The sequence below is a fragment of the uncultured Oscillibacter sp. genome (assembly GCF_910584465.1).
Lineage (GTDB): Bacteria > Bacillota > Clostridia > Oscillospirales > Oscillospiraceae > Oscillibacter.
The window spans coordinates 1-5,023 of record NZ_CAJUBK010000103.1 but is presented as its reverse complement, the minus strand read 5'-3'; the positions used below and the strand labels follow the sequence as shown (position 1 = coordinate 5,023).

The window sequence follows — 5,023 nt, the reverse complement described above, 5'->3', positions numbered from 1 at the left end:
TTCTCCAGCCGGGAGACCTGGGCCTGGGAGATGCCCACCTCGGCGGAGACCTCCATCTGGGTCTTGCCCTCGTAGAACCGCAGGGACAGGATGCGCCGCTCCCGGTCGTCCAGGCGCTTGAGCGCGTCCTTCAGGGCGATGCGGTCCGTCCAGCTCTCGTCGGTGTTCTGGGTGTCCCGGACCTGGTCCATGACGCAGAGGGCGTCCCCGCTGTCGGAGTATACCGGCTCGTAGAGGCTCACCGGGTCCACGATGGCGTCCATGGCGAAGACCACGTCCTCCCGGGGGATGTCCAGCTCCTTGGCGATCTGCTCCACCGTGGGCTCCCGCTGGGTCTGGGCGATCAGCCGCTCCCGGACCTGGAGGACCCGGTAGGCCGTGTCCCGCATGGACCGGGAGACCCGGATGGCGCTGTTGTCCCGGAGGTAGCGCCGGATCTCGCCGATGATCATGGGCACGCCGTAGGTGGAGAAGCGCACCGGCTGGGCGATATCGAAGTTGTCGATGGCCTTGATCAGTCCCACGCAGCCCACCTGGAACAGGTCGTCCACGTTCTCCCCCCGGCTGGAGAAGCGCTGGATCACCGACAGCACCAGCCGGAGGTTCCCCTCGATGAGCTGGCGGCGGGCCTCCTGGTCCCCCTCCTTCGTCCGGCGGAGGAGGGCCATGGTCTCCTCGTTCTTCAGGACTTTCAGCTTGGCGGTGTTGACCCCCGCGATCTCTACTTTCCCCTGCATGGAAGCCGCCCCCTGGTCAGAAATTCCCCTTTGCCGCCGCGCCGTCCCGCGGGCGCGGCGGGCCCCCTGCGGACGCTCCGTCCCCTGCCCTGCGGGCGGGGCCGGGGACGAACGGGAGAGGTCCCTCTCCCGCCGGCCGGGGCCGCTGTGCCGGCCCTCCGGCCGGGCCCGTCCGGCGTCCGATCTTAAGGGGTGTCCTAAGCAGAGTATCTCCAGAGGCGTTTTTTCCTATACTGGGACCTTTTGTCAGATCCTGTGCCGGGAGGGATCGGACAGTCCGGCAGGCGCATAGGCTCTCTCCAGGAAAGGAGTGAGGGCGATGCAGCTGCGATTCCGGGACCTCCGGCGGAAGGAGGTCATCAACATCGACGACGGCGCCCGGCTGGGGATGGTGGCGGACGTGGACCTCCGGGCCCCGGAGGGGCAGGTGGCCGCCATCGTGGTCTACGGGCCCGCCCGGTTCTTCGGGCTCTTCGGCCGGGGGGAGGAGTTCTACATCCCCTGGGACTCCATCCAGCGGATCGGGGACGACATCATTTTGATCGACAAGGCCTTCCAGCGCCGGGACCCCGGCCTGGAGCGGAAGCGGAGGCGATGAGCCGCCCTACGCCAGCGCCTCCCGCAAAAGCTCCAGGAACAGCTCCATGGCCGGGGCGATCCAGCGTCCCTTCCGCCAGGCGCACAGGGCCGGGGCGGGCACGCCGCTGACAGGCGCGCCCAGCTCCGCCAGCCGCCCGTCCGCCAGCTCCTCCTCCGCCACGAAGCGGGGCAGGTACGTGAACCCCAGGTCGCTCATGACACAGCGCTTGATGGTCTCGATGCTCCACAGCTCCAGCGTCACGTCCAGCTCGATCTCCCGCTCCCGGAGGTACGCCTCCAGGCGGCGGCGGAAGATGCTGTCCGGCTCGTCCGTGACCAGGGAGGCCGCCTTCCGCTGGCCCGGCGTGACGAAGTCCGGCTCGGCGAACCGCGGGGAGGCCAGGAGGACGATGTCATACTCCCCCATGGGCTCCACCTCCAGCGCCTCCCGGTCCCAGTCCATGTCATAGCCTACCCCCAGGTCGCAGGCCCCGGTCCGCACGTTGATGGGGATCCGCATGCAGTTGCAGCTCCGGATCACCAGCCGGACCTGGGGGGCCCGTTCCCGGAAGGCCCGGATCACCGGCTGCGCCTTATAGCACAGCAGCGTCTCCGCCATATCCACCCGCAAGATGCCGGAGAGGACACCGTCCTCCCGGCCGCTCTCCAGCAGCCGCTCCGCCCCCAGCAGCAGCTCCCGGGCCTGGGGGAGGATCCGCTCCCCCGCCTCCGTCAGCACCATCCTCCGGCCCAGCCGCTCGAAGAGGGGGACGCCCAGCTCCTCCTCCAGCTGCTGGATCTGGACCGTGATGGTGGACTGGGCGTAGCCCAGGCGCTCCGCCGCCCGCTGGTAGCTCCCCTGGTCCACCACGGCCTGGAAGGTGCGAAGGTTCTTCAGTTCCATGCGCTCTCCTCGCTTTCATCGGTCTTGGCGATAGTATACTTCAAAAACTCCCGCTTTTCAAATGGATCTATCCCTGCTATGATGGGCTCATCCGATGAGAAAGCTGGTGCCCGTCATGCCCCTGTCCCTCCTCCCCTCCTTCCTGCTCTACTGCTCCACCAACGCCATCACCCCCGGCCCGGCCAACCTCTGCACCCTCTCCACCGCCCTGCGCTATGGGAGGGCGGCGGCCCTGCGGCAGTGGCGGGGGCTGTTCGCCGGCTTCTTCATCGTCTCCATGGCGGCGATGTTCATCGCCCGCTCCCTGGGGACGGCCATGGGCCGGTACGCCGGGGCCCTGTCCTGGGTGGGCGCGGCGTACCTGCTCTGGATGGCGTGGCATACCCTCCGCTCCTCCGGAGGCGGGCCCGGCAAGGCGGCGGAGGCCCCCGGCTTCCTGTCCGGGCTGCTGGTGAACCTGACCAACGTGAAGGTGATCCTCTTCTGCCTGATGACCCAGGCGTCTTACGTGCTCCCCTACAGCAGCTCCTTCCGGGCGCTACTGCCGGTGGCATTGTTCCTGCCGGTGATCGGGCCGTCGTGCAACCTGGTGTGGATGTTCGCCGGGGCGGCGCTGCAAAAGGTCTTCGCCGACAACCGCCGGGCCGCGGACCTCGTCTGCGCCGCCGCCCTGGCGCTTTGCGCCGTGAACCTGGTCCTGCCGCATTGACGGCCGGAGGGGGACGGGCCTCCCGGCCCGAGGCCCCCGCAGAAACCCTTTGCTTTTTGCCGGGCCATCCTATATAATGGTCGGGTAGGACGGTCGGGACGGATGGTCCCGCGAAAATCCGACGAGATCTAGGAGGTATATCGATATGGAACGCAACGATCAGGGGATGCCCTTCCTCCTGAAATATGAGAACGTGGCCTGGTACGAGGACGGCGAGGTCCGCATCCTGGACCGCCGGGTCTATCCCGCCCAGGTCCGCTTCGAGGTCTGCCGGACCTATCAGCAGGTGGTCCGGGCCATCGCCGACATGGTCACCCAGAGCGCCGGGCCCTACACCGCTGTGGGCATGGGCATGGCCCTGGCCGCCTATCAGGTCCGGGACAAGGGGAAGGCGGAGCAGTTGGCCTTCCTGCGCCAGGCGTCCCACGACCTGGCCCACTCCCGCCCCACCACCGCCAACCGCTACGGCAAGGTCACCGAGCGCTGTGCCCGCGCGGCCGAGGCGGCGCTGGAGGAGGGCCGGGACCCCATCGGCGCCATCGTCGACGTCACCCTGGAGTCCCTGGGCCGCCGGTACGACACGATGCAGATCGTGGGCGATTATCTGGCGGACCTGATCCCCGAGGGCGGCACCCTCCTGACCCAGTGCTTCGGCGAGACCATCATCGGCACCGTCATCCAGGCCGCCGCCAGGAAAGACAAGCACTTCCGCGTCTTCTGCGCGGAGACCCGGCCCTTCCTCCAGGGGGCCCGGCTCACGGCCAGCTGCTTCGCCCAGATGGGCTTCGACACCACGGTCATCACCGACAACATGGTGGCCTACTCCATGGAGCGGGAGCACATCGACGTGTTCACCTCCGCCGCCGACACCATCGCCCGGGACGGCCACATCGCCAACAAGATCGGCACCTTCCAGATGGCGATCTTGGCGAAGTATTTCGGCATCCCCTACTATGTCACCGGCGTCCCTGATGAGGACAAGCATACGGCGGAGGACATCGTCATCGAGCAGCGGGACCCCAAGCCGGTGCTCTCCTCCTGGGACATCCCCAACACCGTGCCGGAGGTCCGGGGCATCTATCCCTCCTTCGACGTGGTGCCCCCCCACCTGATCTCCGGCGTGGTGACGGACAAGGGCGTCTACGTCCCCTATCTGCTGGACCGCTATTTCGATACGGAAGTCAAGACGTTCTATTGAGCCCGGAGAAGGAGGATAGGATCATGCTCATGCAGGAAGAACGGGGACTGGTCGTCGAGTACGGGAAGCGGATGAGCGCCGACCGCCTCAGCACCGGGACCAGCGGCAACATCAGCATCTACAACGCCGAGGAGGGCCTCATGGCCATCAGCCCCTCCGGCATCGACTACTTCGAGACCCTGCCCGAGGACGTGGTCGTCACCGATCTGGACGCCAAGATCGTGGACGGCGCCCGGAAGCCCTCCAGCGAGTGGGCCCTCCATGCCCTTTTCTATAAGGCCAAGCCCGGCGCCCGGGCCGTGGTCCACACGCACTCCATGTACTGCACCACCTTCGCTGTCCTGGGCCAGCCCCTCCGGGCCGTCCACTACGCCATCGCCGGCGCCAACACCGGCGAGGTGCCCTGCGCGCCCTACTATCCCTTCGGCACCGTCGAGCTGGCCCAGGCCGCCGTCCGGACCGCCGGGGACAGCGACGCCGTCCTGCTGGGCAACCACGGGCTGGTGGTCTGCGGGAAGGACATCGCCGGGGCCTACGGCCTGGCGAAGAGCATGGAGTACGTCGCCGAGCTCCAGTACCGCGCCATGTGCATCGGCAGGCCCAACATCCTCAGCGGCGAGGCCATGGCCGACGTGATGGAGCGCTTCAAGTCCTACGGCCAGCCTGGCGGCGGGAAGAGCGGATATTGAACCGCGCCCTGCGGGGACCCGCAGCGCTCGCCGCCGGCCCCCGAAAAGGCATCCCCCGGTATGGCCGGGGGATGCCTTCAGCCTGTCGAAAAGACGTTTTCGACAGGCTGAGCAAGTTTTCAGAACTTTTTTGAAAGTTCTGAAAACTTATGATTGAAAACGAAAGGAACCCTTCCTGGGTTCCTCTCGTAACTCTCTTCCTTCCCG

General features: G+C 67.2%; 6 protein-coding genes. 4 read left to right on the top strand and 2 right to left on the bottom strand.

Annotated features, from left to right (window positions below; genetic code table 11):
• Window positions 1-737: RNA polymerase sporulation sigma factor SigG (gene sigG, locus QZ332_RS13090; protein WP_295766230.1), on the bottom strand; the 737-nt coding region annotated here is incomplete at its 3' end.
• Window positions 738-1,056: 319 nt separating this feature from the next.
• On the opposite strand from sigG, the gene QZ332_RS13085 reads away from it, so the two are divergent.
• Window positions 1,057-1,335, top strand: coding sequence for a YlmC/YmxH family sporulation protein (locus QZ332_RS13085; protein WP_295766228.1), 279 nt, complete (start codon window positions 1,057-1,059; stop codon window positions 1,333-1,335).
• Window positions 1,336-1,341: 6 nt separating this feature from the next.
• Here the strand turns inward: QZ332_RS13085 and QZ332_RS13080 are convergent, their stop codons facing one another.
• Window positions 1,342-2,220: a LysR family transcriptional regulator gene (locus QZ332_RS13080; RefSeq protein ID WP_295766226.1), complete on the bottom strand. Its 879-nt coding sequence runs from the start codon at window positions 2,218-2,220 to the stop codon at window positions 1,342-1,344.
• Between the two features lie 94 nt (window positions 2,221-2,314).
• Between QZ332_RS13080 and QZ332_RS13075 the strand changes: the two genes are divergently transcribed.
• The 3 genes from QZ332_RS13075 (at window position 2,315) to QZ332_RS13065 (ending at window position 4,816) form a co-directional block, all read left to right on the top strand.
• Window positions 2,315-2,929: a LysE family transporter gene (locus QZ332_RS13075; RefSeq protein WP_295766224.1), complete on the top strand. Its 615-nt coding sequence runs from the start codon at window positions 2,315-2,317 to the stop codon at window positions 2,927-2,929.
• Window positions 2,930-3,074: 145 nt separating this feature from the next.
• Window positions 3,075-4,127 (top strand): s-methyl-5-thioribose-1-phosphate isomerase, encoded by a 1,053-nt coding sequence (locus QZ332_RS13070; protein WP_295766222.1) that lies wholly within the window; start codon window positions 3,075-3,077, stop codon window positions 4,125-4,127.
• A 23-nt stretch (window positions 4,128-4,150) separates the two neighbouring features.
• Window positions 4,151-4,816 (top strand): class II aldolase/adducin family protein, encoded by a 666-nt coding sequence (locus tag QZ332_RS13065; protein WP_295766220.1) that lies wholly within the window; start codon window positions 4,151-4,153, stop codon window positions 4,814-4,816.
• Window positions 4,817-5,023 lie beyond the last annotated feature (207 nt).

Bases quoted from the DNA above. Each gene is read 5' to 3' on its own strand.
- QZ332_RS13085 (WP_295766228.1), top strand. From the start codon at position 1,057: ATGCAGCTGCGATTCCGGGACCTCCGGCGGAAGGAGGTCATCAACATC.
- QZ332_RS13080 (WP_295766226.1), bottom strand. From the start codon at position 2,220: ATGGAACTGAAGAACCTTCGCACCTTCCAGGCCGTGGTGGACCAGGGG.
- QZ332_RS13075 (WP_295766224.1), top strand. From the start codon at position 2,315: ATGAGAAAGCTGGTGCCCGTCATGCCCCTGTCCCTCCTCCCCTCCTTC.
- QZ332_RS13070 (WP_295766222.1), top strand. From the start codon at position 3,075: ATGGAACGCAACGATCAGGGGATGCCCTTCCTCCTGAAATATGAGAAC.
- QZ332_RS13065 (WP_295766220.1), top strand. From the start codon at position 4,151: ATGCTCATGCAGGAAGAACGGGGACTGGTCGTCGAGTACGGGAAGCGG.